This window comes from Pseudomonas sp. 3MA1 (assembly GCF_029237275.1).
Taxonomy (GTDB): domain Bacteria; phylum Pseudomonadota; class Gammaproteobacteria; order Pseudomonadales; family Pseudomonadaceae; genus Aquipseudomonas; species Aquipseudomonas fluorescens_AP.
In genome coordinates, this window is the sequence record NZ_JAACFX010000015.1 from 79,419 (window position 1) to 104,534 (window position 25,116).

The window sequence follows — 25,116 nt, forward strand, 5'->3', positions numbered from 1 at the left end:
AGAAGGTTCGTTCCCCTTTGTACCCTCCCCTACAAAGAGCAACGCGCCATGAAAAATACCGATCTCAGCCACCTGATCCTCAACGACCACGCGCGCATCGAGGCCGCCATCAGCACCGGCGCGGCCTGGGAAGTGTGGTTTCAGGTGGAGTTCCTGATCCTGCTGCGCTCGGTCCATGTGGCCGCCGCCCGCGAGGTGCCCTATCCGGCGCCCAACCAGGCCTTGCGCCTGGACGTACTGGCGCAGCATAACGTGGAGAACTACGCGATCGAACTCAAAGTCGAAAGCGCCACCAATGCCGGCAACAAACTCTTGGCCGAAACCCAGAAAGACATCGACAAGCTGACCCAGTACACCGACCCGGTGGCTGCGCGCTGGGCCGTCGCCCTGGGTTACAGCGACGTGGCCAAACGCGGCCTGCGGGATTTCGCCAACACCCACAAGGGACGGGTGATCTATCAGGAGTCCGGGGCCCTGGGCTGCATGATCGCCACGGTTTGAACGGGCCGGCCAAGGCAGGGCCATGCCCGGCGCTGCCCCGATGTTGTTACCCGCATGGTCCCCTGGCCTTGAGCAACAGATGACCACGCCGGGGACGGCCATTGACTAGCGACCGGCGTTGAGGCGGGACCGGGGCAACCCGCCGATTTGAATCAGCGGACGGTAGTATCTTTTCGCCAAAACGTTCAGATAAGTCCGATGACGGTGGCCGCCCGCTCCTTGTTAAGTTGTCCGCTGTTTTTCAGCTGTCCGCCGCTGATCGACAATCTTTTCGTTGATCAGCGGCGCCTCGGCTAATGGATTCAGCCGCAACACGTCAAGGAGCGACCCATGTTCAGCCCGGCCGACCAAACCCACTTCAGCCTGGACATCCAAGGCATCCAGCACGACTTCCAGGTGCTCGCCTTCCAGGGCAGCGAAGCCATCAGCCAGCCGTTTCGCTTTGACCTGCAACTGGTCAGCGAACGCCCCTTCATCGACCTTGAACCGCTGCTGCACCAACCGGCCTTTCTCGCCTTCGACTCTCAGGGCCACGGCATCCATGGACTGATCCAGCGCATCGCCCAGGGTGATGCCGGCAAGCGCCTGAGCCGCTACAGCCTGTCGCTGCAGCCGCACCTGGACTACCTGCGCCACCGCAGCAACCAGCGGATTTTCCAGCAGCTCTCGGCGCCGCAGATCATCGCCCTGATCCTCGAAGAGCACGGCATCCTCGGCGATGCCTACCAGTTCCAGATCCAGCAGCCGTGCCCCGAGCGCAACTACTGCGTGCAGTACGACGAAAGCGACCTGCACTTCATCCAGCGCCTGTGTGAAGAAGAAGGCCTGCACTACCACTTCCAGCACAGCCGCGAGGCGCATTTGCTGGTGTTCAGCGATAACCAGAGCGTGTTCCGCAAGCTCGGCCGCCCCACCGCTTATGTGCGCGGCAGCGGGCTGGTGGCCGATGAGCCGGTGATCAAGGGTTTCAACGTGCGCCTGGAAACCCGCAGCAGCCGCGTCACCCGACGCGACTACGACTTCGAAAAACCACGCCTGCAAATGGAGGCCGCCTACAAGCCCGACGCCCAGACCCAGCAACCGGACCTGGAGGACTACGACTATCCCGGGCGCTTCACTGATCGCGAACGGGGCAAGTTGCTCAGCCAGCGCGCCCTGGAACGCCACCGCGCCGACTACCTGCAAGCTGAGGGCTGGGGCGATGAACCGCGACTGGTCAGCGGGCATTTGCTGGAACTGTCCGATCACCCGCGCCAGGCGTGGAACGACCTCTGGCTGCTGACCCAGGTGACCCACGAAGGCAAACAGCCCCAGGTGCTGGAAGAATCCATCACCAGCGACAGCGATTCGAGCGATGGCTTCCAGCAGGGCTACCGCAACCGCTTCCTCGCCACCCCCTGGGACGTATTTTTCCGCTCCGCGCTGGACCATCCGAAACCCCGGGTCCTCGGCAGCCAGACCGCAGTGGTCACCGGCCCGGCAGGAGAGGAAATCCACACCGATCAATATGGCCGGGTCAAGGTGCAGTTCCACTGGGACCGCGAAGGCCAGGGCGACGACCGGACCAGTTGCTGGCTGCGGGTCGCCTCCAGCTGGGCCGGCGACCGCTACGGCGCCCTCGCCATTCCGCGCATCGGCATGGAAGTGCTGGTGGACTTTTTCGAAGGCGACCCCGACCAACCGCTGATCAGTGGCTGCCTCTATCACCAGGAACACCCGGCGCCCTACGAACTGCCGGCCAACAAGACCCGCAGCCTATTCAAGACCCTGAGTTCGCCGGGTGGCGCCGGCTTCAACGAAGTGCGCATCGAAGACAAGCAAGGCGCCGAACAGATCTTCGTCCACGCCCAGCGCGACTGGGATGAAAACATCCAGCACGACCAGAAGATTCGCGTTGGCCACGAGCGTCACGACAGCGTCGAAGCCAACAGCTACAGCGAACTCAAGGCCGAGGAACACCGCACCGTCCACGGCGAACGCAAAACCGAAATCCGCGCCGACGACCACCTGAACGTGGCGCACGACCAGCACATCAAGCTGGGCAACGCACAACTGCTCCAGGCCGGGCGTGAGATTCATCTGCAAGCGGGCCAGAAAATGGTGATCGAAGCGGCCAGTGAACTGACGGTGCAAGCCGGGGGCAGCTTTATCAAGCTCGACGCCAGCGGCGTCAGCGTGAATGGAGCGTTGCTCAAGGTGAATGCGGGGGGCTCGGCGGGGCAAGGCAGCGGCGCCGCCAGCCTGTTGCCGGTCGTGCCCCTGCCGGCCGCCACCGCCAAGGCCGGCACCTTGCTGGAACGTGGACCGTCGCAGCCGGCTCCCGAGGTGATCCATCGTCTCAGCGCGGTGATCAGCCCCCTTCCGGGTGTACCGGGATACGAGGACGAACCCTATCAGCTGTTCGCCGATGGCGCGCTGATTCAGCAGGGCCTGACCGGTGCCGATGGCCTGATTCGCTTCGAGCATGTGCCCGGCACCCTGGCCTATGCGGTTGAACTGATCAACGGTCACCGTTTCGAGATCGAGCCCAAAGACCAGAGCGACGAACCCGAGTCCCCGCACCAGCCGCTGGCCCGCCGTGGCTACCGCGACTATCAAGGACAAGTGGATCAACTTGAAGCCCTGAACACCAAGGACGACTATCGAATGGCCGCGCTGAACCCGGTCATCCCACCCAAAAACCAGTAAGTGCGGAGAACCAGGCAATGCCTGTCGACTACAGCAAGGAAGTGCTTCAGTTCAAGCCCAAGGAAGACAAGTTCATGTGCTTGAGCATGGAATGGTTCGCGAAAAAAGCGCTGTTCCCACCGCGAGCGGGAATCAAGATCACGCCGCTGATCAACGGTGAAATCGCCTTCGCCGCCGTGCACGACGCGATTGAGCGGGCCAACCGCAGCGTGGAAATCATCAGTTGGGGCTTCGACCCGGCGATGCGTTTCAAACCCGATGGCGATCGCATCGGTGAACTGCTGGATGTACGCGCCCGGCACGGGGTCAAGGTGCGGGTGCTGATCTGGAAAAACGCCCTGGCCAATTTTCTCGAAAACACCATCCCCGGCGATGGCCTGGCCGGCTCGGGCGGCACAGCTATCGGCTCGGGCATGACCCGGGGTCGCGCCGCCTCCAACCGCACCCTGGAAGACCGTCAGCGACTGGAATATCGCCGCACCGTGCATCAACACGAATTGAACAAACTGCGAGCCGGTGAGCTACCGGCCTATGGTTCCAGCGGCTACCGCTATGAACAGCGCGAACAGGAGCTGCTGGCGATACTGCGTGACGTGGAGGCGCAACTGAACGCCCAAGGCGCCTACAGGACACTGGACGGCTCGGGCGCTCCCGGCTACTCGCCTGATGATCAGGAGTACACACGGGAATGGTTCAGCCGCCTGCACGGTGGACGCATGCAGAACGTCGAGTTTCGTACCCGTGATTTTTCCCTGGAAATCCCCTTGAACGCCGCCATTCGCGGGCCGCAAATGGCCTCGGAAAAAGGCCGACTGGCCACCCTCTACCGTCTGATCCAGGGTGAAGCACCCGACAGCAATTTCGCCCATATGCTGGCCCTCAGCCTATTCGCCAGCCATCACCAGAAAATGGTTCTGGTGGACTACGAAGACAGCACCAACGCAGTCGGCTTTGTCATGGGCCACAACATGCACCGCAACTACTGGGACACCAGCGCCCACCTGTATCACGACAAGGCCGCTCGACGCAGCCCGGGCTTCGGGCCCTGGCAGGATCTCTCGCTCAAGGTCCAGGGCCCCGCCCTGCATGACCTCAACCACAACTTCAGCAGCGCCTGGGACCGGGAAACCTTCTGGATCAAGCAATGGTTCAGCGATGGCCTGCGCCAACAGCGCCAGGCCATCAAGCCCGACCACTTCAAGGCGGCCGGATCGAGCATGGCGCAGATCTGCCGCACCCAACCCCAGGAAAACGCTGAAACCTCCATCCTCGAGCTGCACCACAAAGCCCTGGGCAATGCTCGCAACTACGTCTACATGGAGAACCAGTACTTTCGCTACCCGCCGTTCGCCAAGCAGCTACGCGAGTTGGCCGCGGCCTACCTCGCCGCCGGCCGGGACCAGGACCTGTACCTGTTCGTGGTCACCAACACCCCCAACTCCGGTATGTATGCCAGCACCACCTATGCCACCTTGCAGGAACTGGGGCAGGAACAACTCATGCCCCAGGCCCAGCGCAGCCTGGCCGAAGAGATGCTGCGCAAGCGCAGCCAGTTGGCCTACCTGCAACGCCACCCGCACAACGATCCCTATCTGCGACGCGCACAGCTCAACCGCGCCGAAGTGCTCCAGCGCGAGATCGACGAACTCGAACGCCAGGGCGTCACCCCCGAGATAGAAGCGCGACTGGGCGGCCTCAAGCCCGAGGACATCGCCAAACTCGGCAACCCCCAAGCCGACGAAGGCGAAGACGCCAAACCCTACGCCCTCAAGGACCTGCCTGGACTCAAGGTAGTGATCGCCACCCTCACCACCTGCAGCCCCGGGCCCGGCAGCACCTTGGCCGAAGGCGAACAGGCGTACTTCCGGGACATCTACGTGCACTCGAAACTGCTGGTGGTGGACGATGTGTTCAGCCTGCTCAGTTCGGCCAATATCAATACCCGCAGCATGCACACCGACTCGGAACTGGGGCTGGCCGCACCGGATGCGGAGTTGGCGAAGACTTGGCGGGAGGAGTTATGGAAGTTGCATGTGGGTAGATCGTTTAGTGATGACAAGGGGCGGTGTGATTCGGCGAGAAACTTTAAAGAATGGAATCATGTCATGGACAAAAACTGGGAAAGTAAAAACAAAAATGAGCCTTTGATGGCTCATCTAACACGTTTTTGGGATGTGGAGACGCCTTATGCCAAAGCAGTTGATTAAGTTAATACATTTTTGCGCCTGTATTGTTTTACTTCTATTGAACGGAGCGGTTGCTGTGGCATATCCAATTTTTACCTGCGCCTATGAACGAGACAACAACCCACCACTGGACCCACAGGCTGAATCCTGGTTTCAACAAGCGCGCATTCTAGAAAAAACGCGCGGGGTTAAGGATTGGAAAAAGATCGTGGGGCTTTATGAGCAAGCCATTGCCAAGGATCATTGGAAAGCCATGCACAACTTAGCCGGCCTTTATCGTACAGGTTGGCCGGGAAGACCTGGCGTTGAGCAAGACACCGCTAAAATGCTAGAACTCTATGAGCGCATGGTCAAACTTAAAGTACCATTGGGTTACTACAACTGGTCCGTTATTGCTGAACACGGAAAAGGAGTTCTAAAGTCTGAGCGAATGGCTGCTTCATACCTTTTTCAAGCGGCGCAATTAGGCAGCCCCCTAGCACAAGTCCAAATAGGTCAATATTTTGCTTATACACTACCTAGATACAAGCAAGATGACGACATGGCGGAACGTTATTATCGGTGCGCAGGGGCTCAGGAAAACCCTGACGCGATTCTAAAAACAGCTAGCTTTTATCAGATCGCGAAAAAAAACAAACCTCGCGCCTTATTCTATTACCAGCGAGCAGCATCTTTAGGAAATTCTACCGCCCTCGATAATTTACGGGGAGCATTTGAACCAACCCCTAGACCAATTCATAACTTTGGATATAAGCCAGACGAAAAGCTCTATGAGCTTTACTCAGGCTTATCCAAGCAACTTGATGAGAATCCCAAACTACGCTTCCCGAATCTCATGAAAGATCACCCACTCCCCCCACACCCCACCCAAGGCTTCGACGCAGAACATCCAGATCGCAGGCCGGAACTATAAAGATGACCAGCCTTCACCCCAAACCGGCAGTACTTTGGCCGAAGGCGAAAAGGAATACTTCCTGGATATCTACGTGCACTCGAAACTAGTTGTGGACGACAACTGAAAAAATAGCAAAACCGTCCACTTACCACCCGTCTAACTCGCTTTTGGGATATAGAGACGCCTTATGCTAAAGCCGTTGATTAAAACCATATATTACTGCGTCTTTATTATTTCATTTCTATCGAGCGGAGCGATGGCCATGGCCTACCCAGTATTTACTTGCGCCTATGAACGAGACAACACCCCACCACTGGACCCTCAGGCTGAATCCTGGTTTCAACAAGCACGCATTCTAGAAAAAACGCGTGGGGTTAAGGATTGGAAAAAAATAGTGGGTCTTTATGAGCAAGCCATTGCCAAGGATCATTGGAAAGCCATGCATAATTTAGCTGGTCTTTATCGCACGGGGTGGCCAGGAAGACCTGGCATTGAACAAGACACCAGTAAGATGCTTGAGCTCTACGAGCGCATGATAAAACTTGGAGTTCCATTGGGGTATTACAACTGGGCAGTTACCACCGAGAATGGAAGAGGTGTTTTGAAGTCAGATAGAATGGCCAGTTCCTATATGTTTCAGGCTGCACGACTGGGCAGCCCATTGGCACAGGTTGCAATTGGAAATCACCTATCATTTTCATTACCTAAAAACAAGCAAGACGACAAGATGGCAGAGTTGTATTTTAGATGCGCGGGCGCTCAGGACTCATCGGACGCAGTCATTGAGACAGCAGCATTTTATGAAATCGCCAAAAAAAATAAAGCGCGCGCATTATTCTACTATCAACGTGCAGCCTCCCTGGGCAACTCTACTGGCTTCAGCAATCTAAAAGGAGCATTCGAACCAACCCCTCAACCCATGTATAACTTTGGATATAAACCAGACGAAAAGCTCCACGAGCTTTACTCTGAGTTATCCAAACAACTTGATAAAAATCCAAATCTGCGCTTCCCCAACCTAATGAAAGATCACCCCCTCCCCTCACACCCCACCCAGGGTTTTGACGCAGAACACCCAGACCGCAGGCCGGAAATATAAGAATGGCCAGCTTTTACTCTAAAAGGCTCAGTCGAAATCGAATCGAGGTGCTCGAATATGAAACAACCAAAGTCGAATAGCACTTGAGGCGAACTCAGGAACAACGACATCGACGAACCCGGTAGCACTCTGGGCGAAGACGAATATATTTATAATTGCGAAAACTATATAGCAAGTCGCCCAAATCAGATTGCAGCGAAAGCTGCTGGCATGGACAACGGCGTTGCCAACGCATTGGCCGGAGGAATGTTAGGAGATGGCGATCGATTTCACGGCCGAGGTTTTCTACAAATTACTGGGCGACGAAACTATAAAAATCATGAACAGCATAGAGCTCAAAACTTCACACTAGATCCTAATCCACACCTGCTTGCTACAGACAATTACAATGCTTGTGATACATCTGGATTTTATTGGGCCAGGGAGAGAATCAATAGACGTGCAGATGAAGGTTCGCCCCAAACAATCTCTAGAATTATGGGGCGATAACTAACAGAAAAAATCCACATGGTATAACGAATCACAACAATGAGAGACAGCAGGCATCCAAAGCCATCTGGAGCGTATTAAATGATGGGGCATAAGTTTTTTCTTAGGTTGCTGACACTGTTTTGTTCTGCTTCTTTTTCGTTGCTGGCTTTCTCTAACGAACAGCGATGCTTACCCAACATGCCGAAGATCAAGCTTGAAGTTTTGGACTGCTTTCAGGAGGAAAATACAACCATACTCAAGCTGGCTACCAGGGACCAGCCGACCTATGACACAAACCTGGAAAACCTGCCGACATTTATTGTAATTGGAAAAGCACTTGACGAGGTCATGCGCGCGCTTGGCAAAGAAGTGCGCCAGCCTTATAACAACTTGATAAAACTTCCTTACCCTAGTGCAATCATTCATATTACCGAGGCATCCAAAGCGGCAAGACTAAAGCTAGTTAAAGAAGGGTGGAGATTATTGGATATGAAAGATTTCACATATGGAAAAACAGATGGGACGGAAGGGGCAAATGTGATTTGCAGTACTTTCATAAACAATTCAAGTGACGTATTCATAGCCGTTTCACAGTGCAGTTCCTTCTACGAGGAAGACATATCAAAACTAAGGGATATTCTGGGGTCGGTAGGCAACTAAAATAACGATCCGGCCCGTTCCCTATCAGCGATGTATGTAATCAAGCCGCAGAAAGCATGCTACTTCTAGTCAGCTGCAGAAAAGCCCAGATGACATAGGCCGGCATCTGCAACGTATATAACTAAAACGATCCGAGGTGCTCTCGCGCACGATGGCGAAAAGGGCAAACCCTACAACCTCACGGATATACCCGGCTCAACGTGGTGGTCACCACCTTCACCGCCTGCAGCCCCGAACCCAGCAGCGTCCTGGCCGTGGGCGAACAGGCTTACTTCTGAGATATCTACGTGCACTCGAAACTAGTTGTGGACGACAACTGAAAAAATAGCGAAACCGCCCACTTACCACCCGTCTAACTCGCTTTGGGGATATAGAGACGCCTTATGCTAAAGCCATTGATTAAAACCATATATTACTGCGTCTTCATTATTTCATTTCTATCGAGCGGAGCGATGGCCATGGCCTACCCAGTATTTACCTGCGCCTATGAACGAGACAACAACCCACCACTGGATCCACAGGCTGAATTCTGGTTTCAACAAGCACGCACTCTAGAAAAAACACGTGGGGTTAAGGATTGGAAAAAGATTGTGGGCCTTTATGAGCAAGCCATTGCCAAGGATCATTGGAAAGCGATGCACAACTTAGCCGGGCTTTATCGTACGGGTTGGCCGGGAAGGCCAGGTGTTGAACAGGACACCGGCAAGATGCTAGATCTCTATGAGCGCATGGTAAAACTTAAAGTGCCGCTGGGTTACTACAATTGGTCCGTTATTACTGAACAAGGGAAAGGAGTTCTAAAATCCGAGCGAATGGCTGCTTCATATCTTTTTCAAGCGGCACAATTAGGCAGTCCCTTAGCACAGGTTCAAATAGGTCAATATTTTTCTTATGCACTGCCTAGACACAAACAAGATGACGACATGGCTGAACGCTACTATCGGTGTGCAGGTGCTCAGGAAGATTCAGATGCAATCTTAAAAAGCCGCAAGCTTCTACGACACCGCCAAGGACAATAAACCACGCTCGCTTTTCTACTATCAACGCGCAGCATCTTTAGGAAACTCAACCGGATTCAACTATCTGATAGGAGTATTCAAAAAAAGCCCTAGACCAATTCACAACTTTGGATATAAGCCAGACGAAAAGCTCTACGAGCTTTACTCTGAGTTATCCAAACAACTTGATAAAAATCCAAATCTGCGCTTCCCCAACCTAATGAAAGACCACCCCCTCCCCCCACACCCCACCCAAGGCTTCGACGCGGAACACCCGGACCGCAGGCCGAAGATATAAACGCGTTTTCATACAGCCCTGCACCTGCCCCATTCCCATCAGCCCAACAAAACGGGGGCGATCAACGATCGCCCCCAAGCGTTGCTACCACGAGAGGTTCTTACAACGTCAGTTGCCCACGCTCCTCATCGGTCAGGCGCGCCCGCGCCTGGTCGCTCAAGGGGCCGGCGCCCAGGACCTGCACCGGGCTGTCGGGGTTGTAGCCCGGGGCGCGGCTGGCTTCTTCGCGCTGGCGTTGCACCGGCTCGGAGCCAAAGCCCAGCACTTCCACGGTGACGATCGACGCCCTGCCCTGCTTGGCCGCCGCCTGCTGGTTGCGGGCGGCGTCTTCCGCGGCCTGGGACGCGGCGGAGCCGGCGGCGCTGGCCGAGGTCATGGCACCGGTGTTGACGCTGGCGCTCACCGGCACGCCGGAGGACTTGCCCTGGGTCTGGATGTTCGCCGCGTTGACCACCCGCAGCGCGGCGATGTTGACGTTGCCCGACACCCGGATCCCCGCCTCGCCGGCGTCGATGGTGCCCAACGGCGCGATCAGGTCGATGTCGCCGGCCGGCACTTCGGGAATCGGGTTGAGGGTGGCGATCCCGGCCCCGGTGCTGGGCACCGACGGTGACAGGCTGACGTTGCCCCAGGTGTCGTAGACCCGCTTGGGCGGGGTGTAGACCACGGTGGTCTTGGAACCTCGGCCGGCGTTGATGTCGCCCGCCGCCGACCAGCCCATGATCGAGCCGCCGAAGGTGGTCATGATCCGGCTCTGGCCCAGGAGGATGCTGCCCAGGGAGTACAGCTGGATGTCCCCCGCGCCCTGGGTGATGACCCCGGCCGAGGCCGGCGGCGCGGTGCCTTCGATGCCGAAGGTCTGGTGGCCGCCGGGGGTCAGCATCTGGATATTGCCGCCAAAATCGGTGTGCACCCCGGCACCGCCGAACAGGGTGATGTCGCCCTTGTAGCTGATCGGGTTGCCGGCCACGTCGGTGCTCGGGAACAGCGCGGCAATCGCCGCCCGGCCCCGGGCGTAGCTGCCCTGGCGCACGCCGCCTTCTTGGTTGTACTCGCGGCCGGCGGCCTTGAGTTCGGCGAAATACACCTGGCGGGCGAACACCCGCTGCTGCTCGGCCGGCAGCGCCGCGTAGTAGGCCCGGGCCTGGGCGCTGTCGCCGACGAAACCGAAGCGCTCGGCCAGCCAGCCCAGCAGTTCGCTGTCGTAGGTCTTGGCCACCTTGCCGCCCGCCAGGCTCTCGCCGGGCTGGGCCAGGTTGGCCGGGTCCAGGTAGGCCGCGACGAAACGCCGGAAGTCCGGGCCGTTGGCGCCGAACCCGGCCTGCATCACGATGCTCGCCCCGGGCCGGCTGTCCCCCGGCGCCACCGCGCCGAGGCTGGTGACGCTGACCCGGTCCTCCATGAGGATGTTGCGCCCCGCGGTCAGCTCCAGGGTGCCGGGGCCGGCGACGTTGAAGCTGCTGTAGAGGATGTCGCGCCCGGCACGGGCGATGGAGATGTCACCAGGGTTGTGGTGCACGAACAGGTTGCCGCTGAAGGTGTATTCGCCATAGGTGCTGTTGCCGCCCCTGGCCCCGCCCAGAACCGTGCCGCTGCTGACGATGTCCTGGCCGGCCTGCATCCAGACCGCGCCGCCGCCTTCATAGTAGGTCTGCCCCAGGCGTGGGTCGGACGCCGTGGTGAGGGTCAGCACGCGGCCGCTGCTGACCCCCAGCAGGTCGCCGTTGATGGCGTAGAACCGCGCAGGCTCGGGGTTCGCCCACTGGTTGGTCGCCGTGTTGGGGCCGAAGGCAAACAGCGGGAACACCCCGCCGCGGGCCCGGTTGCCGTCGGCGGAGAGATTGCCGCTGGCCGCCAGGGGAATCCCCGACAGGGTGGTGCTGGTGGCCATGAAGGCCGGGTGCTCGGGAGTCGCCAGCGCCTGCGCCGAGGCGCTGGAGCGGCTGACGCTCAGCTCGCCACCGTAGATCGAGTCGCCGGCCAGCAGTTGCAGCTGGCCGTTCAGCGAAGGCGCCAGCACCAGTGCCGCCGGAACCACCGCCACCCCCGCCTCATACTGGCTGGACTGGCCGTAATAGAGGCTGCCGCTGGCCGCCACGGCGCGCAAGGTCGGCGGGTAGACGGTGGCCATGTCGGTTTCCGTGCCCCTGGTCAACGGCGTGAGGTTGCCGCCGGCCGAGAACAGGTCGATGGCGCTGCGCTCGGTCCACAGGGAGAACCAGCTCTGGCCGATGCCCGTGGCCCCGTTGGCGCCCTGGTAGGCCCAGCCATTGGCCAGGGGCGCGCGCCCGGGGTCGGCCACGGTCTGCAGCACCAGGTCGCCACGGGTCGACAGGCTGAAGGTGGCATCGCCCGGCATCAGGGTCATGCCACCGGCGGCCACCGCCAGGGTCGCCCGCTGCGGCTCGAAGGCCCGGGTTTCGCTGCGGCTCTGGTCCGCCGCCTGGGCGCCGTAGTGCAGGTCCAGGCTGCCCAGGGCCGCGCTGCTCAGTTGCGCATGGCCGCGCAGGTCCACCAGGGCGCCGTTGAACACGCCAAAGCCGACCTGGCTGTAGGGGTTGACCTGCCCGCCGACGCGCAGGGTCAGGTCGCCACCGCCGGTCACTTGCCGGCTGCCATCGGCGGCCACCCGGCCGGTGCTGCCCACCGCCAGGATCAGCCCGGTGCTGCGCGGGTTGACGTAGCTGGCGTAGACCGGCGCCGCCATGGGCGCCAGGGCGCCGGCATCACCGCCGACCTCGACCTCCAGGTTGCCGCCGCCCAGGGTGCCGAAGCCGGTGAAGCCGACCATCTGATCGGCGCCGCCGGCGCTGTTGGCGGTGTAGGTGCCGAAGTTGATCCACCAGGCGGTGTTTCGCGCCACGCCGCCGCTCAGGTCGTTGCCCTGGCGCCACAGCCAGTTGCCCACGTTGCTGGAGTCGTTGCCGGTGTCACCGGCCACCGGGCGGCCCGGGGGCAATTGGTTGGGCAGGGTCACAATGTTGCCACTCAGGTTCGCCCCGACCTTGATCCGCAGGTTGCCGCCGCCGTCCGGGTACCAGGCCCGGTAGACACTGCTGGCGCCACCGTCCACCAGGGACTCGTAGCCGCCAGCGACGTTGTTCAGCACCTTCTGGCCGTTGCCTCCCCGCGCCAGGTTGTAGGGATCACTGGCCGAGGTGGCACTGGAGGAGGTGCCGGCGGTGTACACGCCAAACAGCGAATCCATGCTCAGGTTGCCGGCCGCCAGCAGGTCGAGGTCGGCGGCGCCGGTGCGCACGACGCTGAAGCGGGTGCTGCTGGGCACCAGGGCGTAGGAGTCGCCGACGGCGCAGTAGCTGGGGGTGTTGTCGCACAGCGCAGGGTCACCGAACTCGTCGAAATTGACCGGCTGGCCGACCATGCTGTCGTCGCCAAAGAAGTCCAGGGAGCCCTCTTCGGTCCAGACATACTGCGCCTGACCGAACATCCCGTAATGGCTATCCGCCAGCTGCAGGTTGCCGGCCGCGGGCTGGCTCTGCAGCACGCGGCTGTCGGCCGCCTCGGTGTCGGCCCCGGCCACCAGGCGCAGGGACCAGGACTGTGCGCCCTCCGTCAGCATCGGCGCGATGGCCCAGAGCTTGCCCTGGCGCCCGCCGTTCTCCGGCCGCAGCAGCACCGAGGCCACCCCGCCCGGCAGCTTGATATCGGTGCCCGAAGGAATCAGCGCCCCCCGGGACAAAGCTTTGCCACCGTCGAGCACCACCAGGTTACGCGCCCCGGCAACGCCCGGCAGGGGCACGCCCTTGGGCCAGGTCAGGGCTTTCACCGCGGTATTGGCGGTCAGCAGGGTGCCGGCCTCCAGCACGCTGCCCGGGCTCAGGGTCAGGCTCTGGTTCAACAGGGTGCCGGCGGCGAACAGCAGCGTACCGTTGCTGTCGCGCACCGCGGCGGCCAGCACCGTGCCCGCCGGCAGCACCAGGCTCTCGCTGAGGGTCGCCGCCACTGGCAGGCGCGTGCCCTGCGGCAGGGTCAGGGCCTTGATCGGCAAGTCGTAGTTGAGGGTGCTGCCCCCGGGGAACAGGGTGCCGTCGGCCAGGGACAGGCCGCCCCCCGGAATCACGATATCGCCACCGGTGAAGTCGATGCCGGCCCGCAGGATCCAGCCATTGTCGTCATCGGTGCCCGGCGGCGGCGCGAAACCGTCGTTGATGCTGCCGTAGACGTTCAGGTCGCCGCCGGCGCGCAGGGTCAGGCTGCCCACTTCACCAGAACCGTAGACGTTGTCGTCCTTCCGGGTGTGGGGGTTCAAGCTGGCGTACCGGTAGCCGGACAGGTCCAGGTCGCCCTGCACCACCAGGTCGCCGTCGGCGGTCTTGCTGACGATCTGCACCCCGGGCCGCAAGTGCAAGGCATCGGCGTAGGTGGCGTTGTTCAGGCCGGCCAGCTTGTTGTGCAGCAGGTCGTTGTTCTGCAGCGCAGCGTTGATAAAGGCAGTGCTCTGCAGGTGCTTGGCATCCAGGTAGGCCTGGGTGATCTCCTGGTAAGGACGCCCGCTGGCGGTGGCGTCGGTTTTTTCCGTGGCATCGTCGTAGCTGATCATGCCGTTGACCGCGATCGAGCGCGCGCCCTGGATATCCAGGCGGCCACGGGCCTCGATATCGATGTCGTTGCTGCTCTGGTCCGCCTGGACGATGCGCGGCGCATTCAGCTCCAGGGTGCCGCGGCTGCGGCCGTCGTTCTGCCCCGGGGCGCTGCCCAATGCCACATCGGTGCCGTGGCGCAGGTCGATGCGCGCGCCGTCGGCCAGGGTCAGGCGGCCCTGGCCCGAGCTCAGGACCACGCTGGCGCGGTTCGGCGAATCGATGATCTTGCCGTAGCTGTCGACCCGCAGCGTGCTGCCGTGGGCGTCCAGCAGCGCGCCGCTGTCCAGGGTCAGGCCCTGGCTGGCCGCCAGGTTGATGCTGCCGACCCGCGCGCCGCTGGCGTCCACCCGCCCGGTGACCCGCAGGCTGCCGTGGTCCAGCGAGACGTTGACGCTGCTGGCCTTGACCCCGTCGCCGATGGTCAGGTCGCCCTGCTTGAGCTGGAAACTGCGGGCGCCAAAGACCTGACCCTGGTTCAGGCGCTGGTTGAGGGCGGCGAACTGCTCGTCCAGGCTGCCGCTGCTGCCCAGGTGCTGGGCCTGGATTTCCACCGTGGCGCCGAGGAACGGCACCAGGGTGCCGCCGGCATCATACTGGCCACTGCTGCCGCCGAGGATGCGGCCCGCCAGGTCGACCCGCCCGGCCGCGCTGTCCAGCGCCACCGCCCGCAGCTTGCCGGCCTGGTTGTGGCTGGCCGAAAGATCGATGGTCGAGCCGGCCGCCTGCAGCACGTTGCCGTTGCGGCTTTGCAGCAGCACTTCGCCACCGGCGCCGTATTGGCTCAGATCATTGAAGGCAATGGTGCGGCCCGCCACGTCGATCAGCGCTGCGTCGGTCAGGCTGACATCGCCCCGGGCGCCCAGGGTCACCTTGCCGCTGGGCAGGACCACGGCGCTGGCCAGGCGGATGCTGTCGCCCTGCAGGGACAGTTCCGCGCCCTGGCCATTGGCCGCGCCACGGGGGCCGGCCGAGGCGCTGATATCGATGGCGCCACCGGCAGTGATGCGGTTCACCGAGCCGGCTTCGCCGGTCATCAGCGGGGTGAGGATATTCAGGTTGCCGCCGCTGTAGGCAAAGCCGCTGAGCGGGTCGAAGGCGCCCTGGCTCTGGTAGACCGCCAGGCTGCCCTTGTGGTTGGCGGTGATGCGCTGGCTGGCATTCAGGTTGACGTTGGCAAAGCCCAGGGCCAGGCGGTCGAAGCTCTGGGTGGTGCTGGGCTGGGCGAAGGCGCCGTAGCCGAACTCGATGCGCTCGGCGTCGATCGCAAGGCGCCCGCTGCCGGTCCCGGCGCCACCGGTCACCACCGCCCCGGCCGGGGTCACGGCGCCCTGCCAGATCAGGTTGGCGGTGTGGATGCGGGCCACGTCATTGGCCCCGCCCGCGCCGTAGATCGCCGGGGTGGAGAGCATCAGGTTGCTCAGCAGCGACTTGCCGGTCAGCGGGTCGTAGGTGTCCAGGGTGGCGCTGCCGTAGAAGTTGAAACCGTCCCGCGCCGAGAGCTGCAGGGTCTCCAGGGCCGGCGCGCCGAACTGGGTGTCGCCGCGCAGCAGGCGGTCCAGTACCTGCTGGGTCAGGGTCATGCCACTGGGCAGGCGGTTGCCCGCCGCCGCGGCCGCCAGGGCTTCGGGGCTGCCGACGTTGATGGCGTTCAGGCCCAGGTTCAGGTGGCGGGTGCCGTAGCGCACCTGATCGCCCAGTTCGAAGGTGTTGTCGGTCAGGGCAACGATGCTGCCTTCGGAATACAGCGCGGTCTGCCCGCTGCAGGGCGCGCTGGCGCAGGAGCCGACCCGGATGCCGCCGCTGCTTTGCCCACCGGCCTGGACCTTGCTGATGACATTGAGCAGGCCATTGGACACCGCCAGCATATTGGCCACCTGGTAGGTGAAGCCGTCCCGGGCGTCATAGCTGGCCTTGCCGCGCCCCAGGGTGTTGATCGAGGCGCCCTGCTCCAGGACGATCTCGCCGCTGTTGCTCACCAGGAACACTTCCGGCGCGGCCAGGGTCACGCCTTCGCGCAAGGTGATGGAGCCCTTGGGCGTGTTGATGCCTTCGGCCAGGGTGATGTAGTTGCCGCCCTGGCCGTATTTGACCAGCGTCAGGCCACCGAGCATCAGCCGCGCCGCGCCCAGGTTATTGAGGCTGTCCGCGTCCAGGGTGACGCCACTGAAGCCGCTGGTGGCCGACTTGCCGCTGGTCACCACTTCGATGCCGCCGCTGCCCATGTTGAGGATCGCCACGGTGCCGCCGTAGCCGCCCTGGGCGGCGTCGAAACGACCGATGCCGCGGAACGAGAAAGCCTCCGCCCCGGCCCCCGCTTGCAGCGCCAACTTCAGGGTCTTGGCGTCCACCGGCAGCATCGGCCGGGGCACCCCGAGGCGCGCCGCATCGGCCAGGGCGAACTGGGCGTAGCCGGTTTCGTTGTACTGGGAATAACGCCGCAGGGTATCGGCCGAAGTCAGGATCAACTGGCTGGCCACGCTGTTGCTGATCCCGGTGTTGGCGATCGACAGGCGCCCGGCGGTGGACCAGGAGCCATTGCGCAGCTGCTGGACCGCGCCTTCGCTGCCAAGCCCGGCCAGGCCGTTGATCTCGACGCGAAAGGCCCCCGGCATCAGCGCATAGGTGGACGGCATCAGGGTGTAGGTGCCCGCCGCCAGCCCCGGCACGCCACTGCCGATGGTGATCTGCTGGCCGATCAGCGGGTCCACCGCGCCGCCTTCCGGGGCCACCGGCGCATAGCCCGGCTGGGCCCCGGGCACGATGGCGTAGATCGGGTTAGTGCCCAGGCCCGGCAGGATGAAACTGCCGTTGGCGCCGATCTGCACCAGCGGGCTGTAGCGCGCATCGGTGGAACCGCCGCGCCCGGAGATGAACCCGGCCCCCAGCAGCTCGCCGCCACCGGACAGGTCCACGGTGGCATCGGATTGCACCTGCACCGACTGGCCGCCGAGGATCACCCCGACGCTCAGGTCGCTGTTCTCATTCACCAGCGCGCCCTGGCCGAGGAAGGTCACGGTCTTGCCGTTGTACTTGTAGACCTGACCGTCGACGGTGCCGCCGTAAGGCAGCACCAGGCCCTTGCCGCTGACCGAGGTCAGGCTGCCGGGCAGCAACTCGACCTTGCTGGCGCCCAGGTTGCCGATCTCGATCAGGCCCAGGGGCGCGCGCACCACCCCACCCTGCTTGATGCTGGCCGCGCCCAGTTGCAGGCGGCCGAAGGCCGAGTACGGCACGGGCGCCTCGGCATTGCCGGTACGGCCGATGGTCAGGGTACGCGCAGGGTCGAAATTGATGCGGGTGCCGGAGATATCGTTGAGGTAACCGGCAATCACCCGGGCTCCGACCTCGGTGGCCGGGTACAGCTGCGCCGCCCGCAGGGTCATGTCGCCCTGGGTCAGCAACTGGGTGCTGATGCCCTTGGCGATCACATCGGCGCCGGCCCCGGCGAGGAAGCGCAAATCGCCCTGGCTGGTCAGTTGCACATGGTCGAAGCCACGGCGCTCGACGCTCAGCAGGCTGTTGTCGGCCTGGCGCAAGGTGCCCTTGCTGCCGAACACCACGTTGCCGCGCACATCGATCAGGTTGGCGCTGGCGTTGAACTGGGCCTGGGTGGCCCGCTGCGACGGCGTGCCGGTGGACACCGGGCGCAGGTACTGGTCCTTGGCTTCCAGCGGCGCGAGGATGCCCGCCAGCAGCAGGTACGGCGCCGACAGATTGACCCGGGCGTTGGCCGCAGCGCTCTCGCTGAGGTTCAGCGCGCCGCTGTACAGGCGCAGGCTCTGGCCCATGTGCAGCGAGACATCGCCGTCGAAACTCAGCAAGCCGTTGCTCAACAGCGCCAAGTTGTCGAAGCCGCCGGCCGTGACCTGATCCACCCCGAGACGCCCATGGCCGTATTCCAGGCTGGCGGCCGCGGCGTCGGCGCTGGCGGGTAGCCCACTGCCCTGGTGGATCTGGCTGAGCACCAGCTCCCGGGCCTTGAGCACCCGGTCGTTGACCGCGTTCTTGATGTAATACGGGCTTTCCAGGGCCAGGGACAAACTGCCCCCCGCCGCGCCCGCGCCGCCGGCCCGGGCGACGAAGCTGCCGTCCAGGTACAGGCCGTTGTTGGAAGCCAAGCTGATGCTGCCGCCGTTGCTGGCCACCTGCACCCGGCCCTGGCCGGGGATGTCCAGGGCGGCCTGGGTGCCGGAAGCGTCCAGGCGCGCGCCGTCGCGCACCACCACGAACAGGTCGCTGGCCTTGGCGATGCCGCTGGCCAAGTCGATCTCGCCGCCGATGGCGATCTTGCCGCCATTGCGCACTTGGCCGTAAAGGCGCCCGCGGCTGTCCACCGCGCTCAGCGCCCGCGCCGCCACGTCAATCACTGCCTGCTCGCCGACCCAGATCGAACGCCCGTGGCCGGCGGCATTGGCCGCCTCGGAACTGGCCACAGTCAAACCACTGAGGCTGACACTGCCGCCCCAGGCATTGAGGGTGCCGCTCATGGTCAGTTGACCGACGCTGCGCAGGTTGATGGCCTGCCCCGGGTCGACACTGATCACCGCGCCCTGCCCCACGGTCAACGCGGTGCTGGCCAGCTGGGCAGCCGTGGAGTACTGATTGCCGGCGCTCAGGGTCAACCCGGCGCCGCGGCGCTGGGTCAGCACGCCCTTGGCCGCGTCCTGCTGGTACAGGTCCGGCAGCCAGGGCTGCAGAACACTGGCCGGATCGCTGCCAGTGGCACTGCTGCCAGCCTGGGCGGCGAAGCGGTAGACCGGCATCTTGACCTCGACCTGGGCGCCGTCGGCCACCGTCAGGCCTTCATTGCCGGTGATGTCGTAGGCACCGAAACCCTTATTGAAGAAGTCCCCCGCCAGTTGCAAGGTTCCGGCTTGCGGGGCCACGTCCTTGGCGCCGATCAGCACCTTGTGCGCCTGCAGGGCCAGGGTGCCGCCACCGTTGACTCCATAGCCGCGCAGTTCGCCCTTGAGGTCGAGCTTGCCGTCGGCCGCCAGGGTCACGTCGCCGCCCTTGCCGCCCGTGGCCTTGCCGTCATAGCCAAGGCTGGCGCCGGAGCTGGCATTCACCAGGCTGCCGTTGCCCAGGTTGAGGTCGCCACTGCTGCGCAGCGACACCTTGCCACCGTTGATAAAGGCCAGGCCGCTGCTGTCCGATGGGTCCAGGGCCAGGTTGCTCCAGCGTCCGCTGGTATCGAGCTTGACCCCGTCGGCCACCTCGACCCGGGCCTGGGCGCCGCCGCTGGGCGCGAGGATCACATCGCCGACCACGAAGTTGCGGTTCACATCCACCTGGTTCAGCACGTTGCCGGCGTTGATGCTGCCGCCGTGGGCGGTGAGGTTGGCGTTGAGCTGCACCTGCGGCCCGAACAGGGTGATGTCGCCGCCGTCGGCCACCTGCAGCGCGCCGTTGACCTGGATCTGCTGCTTGGCACCGACCTTGATCGCCCCCAGCTGGAAGCCGTTGAGCTGATCGCTGTCGAGCACCAGCTGGCCCTGGCGGTTGGCCGGCAGGGCCGTGGTGAGGTCCAGGCCGTCGGCGATCTTCTGCTGATTGCCGGCGATCAGCACCTGATCGGTGCTGGGGCCCAGGGCATAGCCCAGGGTGCCGGTGGCCTTGTTGTAGATCGGCGTGTAGTTGCCAATGATCAGTTGCGCGCGCTGGGCCGCGGCCTTGTGCGACTGCTGGTAGCCGTCGAGCTTGACGTTGGGCGCCTGGGTCTGGCGCTCGCCCTTGAACACTTCGCTGACCAGTTGGCCTTCGAGCACCGCGTTGCCGGTGCCGATCACCAGCTTGCCGGCGTCGCGGCCCACGGTATAACCGGCCTCGTAGCGGCGCTGCTGGGCAATCAGCGGGTTGTAGTAGTAATCGGTGCGGCCCCAGCGCGGGCTGCTGTCCACGTAGCCCTTGTAGATGCCGGTGTAGAGCAGGTCCCCCGGGGCCCGGGACAGCTCGTACAGGCGCCCGTCGACGCCCTTGAGCCAGGTCTGCTGGATGTAGCCGGCCTGCACGTCGACGGTGCCGCCGGACAGGTTCAACTGGGCGCCGGACTGGGTCACCACCTCCTTGCCGGTAAAGGTCAGGGTGCCGCCCTGGGCCATCCACTCGCCAATGTTGTGACCCTGGGTGCCCAGGTAGCCGCCCACTTCCAGCAGGCCGCCGGCGGTGTACCAGCGGTCGGTGGCGTAGCCGTTGGTGCCGGCCGGGACGAACACCAGCTCGCGCAGGTCGACCCAGACGTCGTTGTTGATCAACTGGCCGCTGTCGCGGTTGCCCGCCGAGTCGCGCTGCTCGTTGCCCTGGACGTTGATCTTGATGGTGTTGGACTCCATCGCCACCTTGACCCCGACCGCGCCGGCCACATCGATCACCGCGCCGTCGCGCACCAGGCTGCGCTGCCCAGCGCTGACCGCCACCTGGCCACCGGTGGCCAGGGTGATGGAGCCATTCTGGAAGTCCACGGTGCCACCGCTGACGATCTCCACCCGCGACTGATCGCTGCGGTCGGCGACGCTGCTCAAGTTGTTGAACTGGCCGGTGATCAGGTTGGTCGGGGTGCCGTCGAGGTTGATCAGGCCGTTGTTGCGCTGGCTGTCCAGGGCGGTGCTGCCACTGCTGTCCAGCAGGATCGCGGTGGTGCTGCCCTGCCCCAGGGTCACGCTGCCCGTGCTGTCGCTGGCGGCGTTGAGCAGGTGGATGGTGCCGCGGGTGTCCACCGAGGTGCTGGCCAGGGCCACGCCGTTCTGTTGCACCTGGTGCCCGGTCAGGGTGATGTCGCCGGTGGCGGCCATGATCAGGCCGCTGTTGCTGACCTTGCCGGCGCTGCTGCCGGCCTTCAGCGAGGTGGCAACTTCATTGCCGCGGGTGGTGGAGTGCTGGTTGCCGCTGGTGCCGACCCCGCGGCGGATGTAGAAACTGTCACCGGCGGCCAGGGTGGTCTGGCCCTTGGCGGTGACGATGGTGCCGGCGTTTTCCACTTCCGACCCCAGGAGCAAGGCGTAGCCACCGGACTCGGTGGAGCTGGCCGCCGGATGGGTCTGGATCAGTGCGCCGCGCTGCACCTGGACCTTGCCCAAGGCATCGGTGAAGGTCGGCTGGGTGCCGTTGGCGTCGACATAGAGCCCGCGCTGGGTGAACTGCTCGTCGCTGATGGTGGCCGCGGCCGCTACCAGGTTGCGCACGTTGACCTGGCTGGTGCCGCTGAAGATCACCCCGTTGCGGTTCATGATCATCACCGTACCGGCGCCCTTGATCTGGCCCTGGATCTCGCTGGGCCGACCATTGGGGTCGTTGACCTTGTTCAGCAGCGCCCAGTTGGACTGCTGCTGAAAATCCACGGTGGTATTGCGCCCGACGTTGAAGGTTTCCCAGTTGAGGATGGCCTTGTCGGCGGTCTGTTCGATGGTCACCGTGGTCTTGCCGCCGGACTGGCTCTGCACCGGGCCTTTGGCATTGAGCCAACCCTGGGTCAGGCTGTTGTCGACCTTCAGCCCGCCTTCGCCGAGACCATCGGGAATGGTGCTCACCGTGCCGAACGCCGCCTGGCGCGCGGCGGCCTGGGCGGCCTGCTGGGCGGCAATGGCGGCGACGCTGGCATTGAGGTTGCTCAGGGAACGCTGCAACTGCTGGTTGACCCGGGTCTGCTGGGACAGCGGCGGAATCCCCGGCACCTGGCCGTTGGTGCGCGCGGCGGTGGCGGCCTGGGACGCGCCCTTGTCGGCGAACCAGCCGGAACTGAAGGCCGTGGCGCCATGGGCACTGCCCGCCACCATCAGCAAGGCAATGGCCTGGGCCAGGGGCTTGAGCCGCAGGCTCGGCAACTCGCCATCAAGGCGCAGGGCTGGGGATTTGACCGGTGGTTTGCAGCGAACCATTACTACTCATCCTTTGTTATGACGCCCACGGGAGCGCGACGCTTGTAGGGCCCAGGGCACGCGTCACTGCTTTAGGGGATAGGCCGTTGGCGCGGGGCGCGACCGAACGGATGTCACGGAAAATTCATCTAACGGGTGTAATGCAGGCGACGTTGGGCTCCGGCAACGGCCCAAGCCGCTGCCGGAGCCAGCTCACAGTGGCCGGCCGATGCCGTTGCAGACGTTGGGATTACCGATGCTCAAGGCATTGGTGGCGCTCAGGAAGCTGGAACGCACGGCGACTTTCCAGGACGGGTGCAGGGGCAGCATGCCCTGAGCCCTGATTGCCTGGTCATTGTTTCGGGCCTCAAGCGCGCCATAGTGGCGAGCGAAGAAGTCACGCACCTGATTGCTTTGAGTGGCATCGGCATAGCACTGGCTGAAGATCAGGTTGGTGTAGCCCAGGATCGGATAGCCGGTCTGCGGATAAGGCACGACGCCCGGCTCCCAGTACTTGCCGAACAGCGGCACCCACTTGTCCGGGTTAGTCCGCTCGGCGATGGAGGGCAGCGGAACGCTGTTGATGGCATCGACGATGTTGGCCGGCGCCGGCGAGACCCCGGCAACCCTGGCCACCTTGTTGCCGTCATCCAGCCCGGCCGGGGTCGGCGCCGCAAGGGCCGGGCTCATGAAGGTGATGGCGCCATCCCGGGCATTCACCGCCGCCATGATGGCATCCGCGCTGCTGGCCGCCAGCGCACCGGTCGGCAGCCCGCCCGAGTAGCTGTACTCAAAGTTGCTGGTCACGGCAAAGGTCCCGGTTTCATTGCACTTGGCATTCAGGAAACGCGTGAACAGCTCGGTGAAACCGCTGCTGCCTTTGGGATACACCACGGTGATCGGGCCGGTACGTCCGGAACCCTGGATCCAGTCCCAACCGGCCAGGCGCCCCGAGAACACCCCACACAAGGCGTCGATGCTCAGGTCCAGTGCCTGGCTGCCGGGCTTGTTGAACGGAATTGCAACGCTCGTCGCGGCCGAAGGCACCTGGATCAGCTTGCCGAACTGCGCCCCATAGGCCACGGCGTAGTTGCTCTGCTCCACCGCGCTGAGCCTCGACTCACTGGCCACCCAATGCACGGTCCTGGGGGCTGCGCCCGGCACCAGCACGTTGTAGTCGTTCAGCAGGAAAGCCACTTTTTCCCGGCCCTGGTTCGCGCCAATGTAGGGCGCGAACCCCGGGGTCAACACCCCGGCGCTCTGATACAGCGGCCGGTTGAAGGTCGAGCCTCCACCGTTGATATCCGCCTGGGCCTGCTGGACGCAGAACGCGCCGTATAACAGTGAAGCGATCAACCATTGAGCTTTGGGCATGACAAGACTCCTGTCCTATCCGGTGATGTCACTGGCCGTTCGGAGGGCGTAAGCCCGCTGGATGCGCGCTCTGAACAGATGCTGGATGAAAAAAATCAGCAACGGCCGAAACCGTTGCTGATCGGGTGTTGCCGCTCGGTGGAGTTGGCCGTTACAGCGGACGACCGATGTTGTTGCAGACGTTGGTGTTGCCGATGCTCAGGGTGTTGGAAGCGGTGACGAAGGTGGTGCGGATCGCGGTTTTCCAGGCGGTTGGCAGCGGCACGAAACGGTTGGCGGTGATGGCCGCGTCGTTGTTGGTGGTCGCGCCGTAGTGACGGGCGAAGAAGTCACGCACCTGGCCGCTCTGGGTGGCGTCGGCATAGCACTGGCTGAAGATCAGGTTGGTGAAGCCCAGGATCGGATAGCCGGTATCAGGGTAAGGCACGGTGCCGGTGGCGCCGGTCTTGCCGAATACAGGCACCCACTTGTCCGGATCAGCGCGATCGGCCACGGCTGGGACCGGAACGCCACCGATGGCGGCGGACACGTTGGCCGGAGCAGGCGAAACGCCGGCCACCTTGGCCACCTTGGTGGCGTCGTCCAGACCGGCCAGGGTTGGCGCGGCGTAGTCCGGGCTCATGTAGGTGATGCGACCGTCGCCGGCGTTCAGGGCATCCATCACGCCCTGGCTGCCCACAGCGGCCACTGCGCCGGCCGGCAGGCCACCGGTGTAGCTGGCGGCGAAGTTGGTGGTCACGCCGAAGGTGCCAGTCTCGGCGCACTTGGCGTTGAGGAAGCGGGTGAACAGCTCGGTGGTGCCGCTGCTTTCGTTGCGGTAAACCACGGTGATGGCGCCGGTACGGCCTGAACCGGCGATCTGGCTCCAGTCGGAAACACGGCCGGAGAACACGCCGCACAGGTCATTGACGCTCAGGTTGACCGCAGCGGTGCCGGCCTTGTTGAACGGAATGGCTACCGAAGTGGCCACCGAAGGCACCTGGATCAGCTTGCCCCAGGCAGCTTCGTGAGCGCTGGCGTAGGCGCTCAGTTCCGCGCCAGAGAGCTTGGAATCGCTACCGGCCCAGTGCACGTTCTTGCCGGTGGTGCCGGCCACGAACTTGGTGTAGTCGTTGTTCAGGAAGGCCGCCTTGCCGTTGCCGCTGCCTACGCCGATGTAGGGAGCGAAGCCGGCGGTCAGTACGCCAGCGGTCTGATACAGCGGTTGTGGCAGGGTTGCACCACCGCCGTTGATATCAGCCATTGCCGCCTGTGCCGAGCACAGGGCAGCCAGGGTCAGGGATGCCGCCAGAACGTTGCGCTTAAACATGAAGAATCTCCTTTCGTCGTGTTCGTACGTTGGGTGAATAGCTCTTGCATGACGCCATGGCGCTCGGGCCAGAAGCCTTGATCCAGACGGCTTGATGGGTGAGGCCATGGGGAGAGAAGTTCGCAGTTTCCGGTGACAGATAAAGGAAAAAACCTCGGGAGAAACCGACTGTTTTTGCAA

General features: G+C 63.1%; 10 protein-coding genes. 7 read left to right on the forward strand and 3 right to left on the reverse strand.

Going from position 1 to position 25,116, the window contains the following annotated elements; all coding sequences use genetic code 11:
• Positions 1 to 48 precede the first annotated feature (48 nt).
• The 7 genes from GWQ44_RS28160 (at position 49) to GWQ44_RS28190 (ending at position 9,519) form a co-directional block, all read left to right on the forward strand.
• Positions 49 to 501 carry a hypothetical protein gene (locus GWQ44_RS28160; protein WP_110724508.1) on the forward strand — a complete coding sequence of 151 codons (453 nt, stop codon included), beginning with the start codon at positions 49 to 51 and terminating at the stop codon, positions 499 to 501.
• A gap of 330 nt (positions 502 to 831) precedes the next feature.
• Positions 832 to 3,189 (forward strand): type VI secretion system tip protein TssI/VgrG, encoded by a 2,358-nt coding sequence (gene tssI / locus GWQ44_RS28165; protein WP_275928814.1) that lies wholly within the window; start codon positions 832 to 834, stop codon positions 3,187 to 3,189.
• 17 nt (positions 3,190 to 3,206) lie between these two features.
• Positions 3,207 to 5,396 carry a phospholipase D-like domain-containing protein gene (locus GWQ44_RS28170; protein WP_275928815.1) on the forward strand — a complete coding sequence of 730 codons (2,190 nt, stop codon included), beginning with the start codon at positions 3,207 to 3,209 and terminating at the stop codon, positions 5,394 to 5,396.
• Entirely contained in the window at positions 5,377 to 6,288 is a 912-nt protein-coding gene (locus GWQ44_RS28175) for a tetratricopeptide repeat protein (RefSeq protein WP_275928816.1), read from the forward strand. Before GWQ44_RS28170 ends, GWQ44_RS28175 begins: the two co-directional genes overlap by 20 nt.
• A gap of 169 nt (positions 6,289 to 6,457) precedes the next feature.
• Positions 6,458 to 7,369: a tetratricopeptide repeat protein gene (locus GWQ44_RS28180; RefSeq protein ID WP_275928817.1), complete on the forward strand. Its 912-nt coding sequence runs from the start codon at positions 6,458 to 6,460 to the stop codon at positions 7,367 to 7,369.
• A 570-nt stretch (positions 7,370 to 7,939) separates the two neighbouring features.
• Entirely contained in the window at positions 7,940 to 8,500 is a 561-nt protein-coding gene (locus GWQ44_RS28185) for a hypothetical protein (RefSeq protein WP_275928818.1), read from the forward strand.
• 383 nt (positions 8,501 to 8,883) lie between these two features.
• Positions 8,884 to 9,519 carry a tetratricopeptide repeat protein gene (locus tag GWQ44_RS28190; protein WP_345894558.1) on the forward strand — a complete coding sequence of 212 codons (636 nt, stop codon included), beginning with the start codon at positions 8,884 to 8,886 and terminating at the stop codon, positions 9,517 to 9,519.
• Between the two features lie 377 nt (positions 9,520 to 9,896).
• Here the strand turns inward: GWQ44_RS28190 and GWQ44_RS28195 are convergent, their stop codons facing one another.
• From GWQ44_RS28195 to GWQ44_RS28205, 3 genes are all read right to left on the reverse strand, one after another.
• Positions 9,897 to 22,274: a filamentous haemagglutinin family protein gene (locus GWQ44_RS28195; RefSeq protein ID WP_275928819.1), complete on the reverse strand. Its 12,378-nt coding sequence runs from the start codon at positions 22,272 to 22,274 to the stop codon at positions 9,897 to 9,899.
• 192 nt (positions 22,275 to 22,466) lie between these two features.
• Positions 22,467 to 23,627 carry a substrate-binding domain-containing protein gene (locus GWQ44_RS28200; RefSeq protein ID WP_275928820.1) on the reverse strand — a complete coding sequence of 387 codons (1,161 nt, stop codon included), beginning with the start codon at positions 23,625 to 23,627 and terminating at the stop codon, positions 22,467 to 22,469.
• A gap of 151 nt (positions 23,628 to 23,778) precedes the next feature.
• On the reverse strand, positions 23,779 to 24,936 hold the full coding sequence (locus tag GWQ44_RS28205; protein WP_016963087.1) for a substrate-binding domain-containing protein: 1,158 nt from the start codon (positions 24,934 to 24,936) through the stop codon (positions 23,779 to 23,781).
• Between the last annotated feature and the right edge of the window lie 180 nt (positions 24,937 to 25,116).

Coding starts and splice junctions, on each gene's coding strand:
- GWQ44_RS28190 (WP_345894558.1), top strand. CDS start 8,884: ATGCTAAAGCCATTGATTAAAACCATATATTACTGCGTCTTCATTATT.
- GWQ44_RS28175 (WP_275928816.1), top strand. CDS start 5,377: ATGCCAAAGCAGTTGATTAAGTTAATACATTTTTGCGCCTGTATTGTT.
- GWQ44_RS28195 (WP_275928819.1), bottom strand. CDS start 22,274: ATGGTTCGCTGCAAACCACCGGTCAAATCCCCAGCCCTGCGCCTTGAT.
- GWQ44_RS28170 (WP_275928815.1), top strand. CDS start 3,207: ATGCCTGTCGACTACAGCAAGGAAGTGCTTCAGTTCAAGCCCAAGGAA.
- GWQ44_RS28185 (WP_275928818.1), top strand. CDS start 7,940: ATGATGGGGCATAAGTTTTTTCTTAGGTTGCTGACACTGTTTTGTTCT.
- tssI (WP_275928814.1), top strand. CDS start 832: ATGTTCAGCCCGGCCGACCAAACCCACTTCAGCCTGGACATCCAAGGC.
- GWQ44_RS28180 (WP_275928817.1), top strand. CDS start 6,458: ATGCTAAAGCCGTTGATTAAAACCATATATTACTGCGTCTTTATTATT.
- GWQ44_RS28200 (WP_275928820.1), bottom strand. CDS start 23,627: ATGCCCAAAGCTCAATGGTTGATCGCTTCACTGTTATACGGCGCGTTC.
- GWQ44_RS28160 (WP_110724508.1), top strand. CDS start 49: ATGAAAAATACCGATCTCAGCCACCTGATCCTCAACGACCACGCGCGC.
- GWQ44_RS28205 (WP_016963087.1), bottom strand. CDS start 24,936: ATGTTTAAGCGCAACGTTCTGGCGGCATCCCTGACCCTGGCTGCCCTG.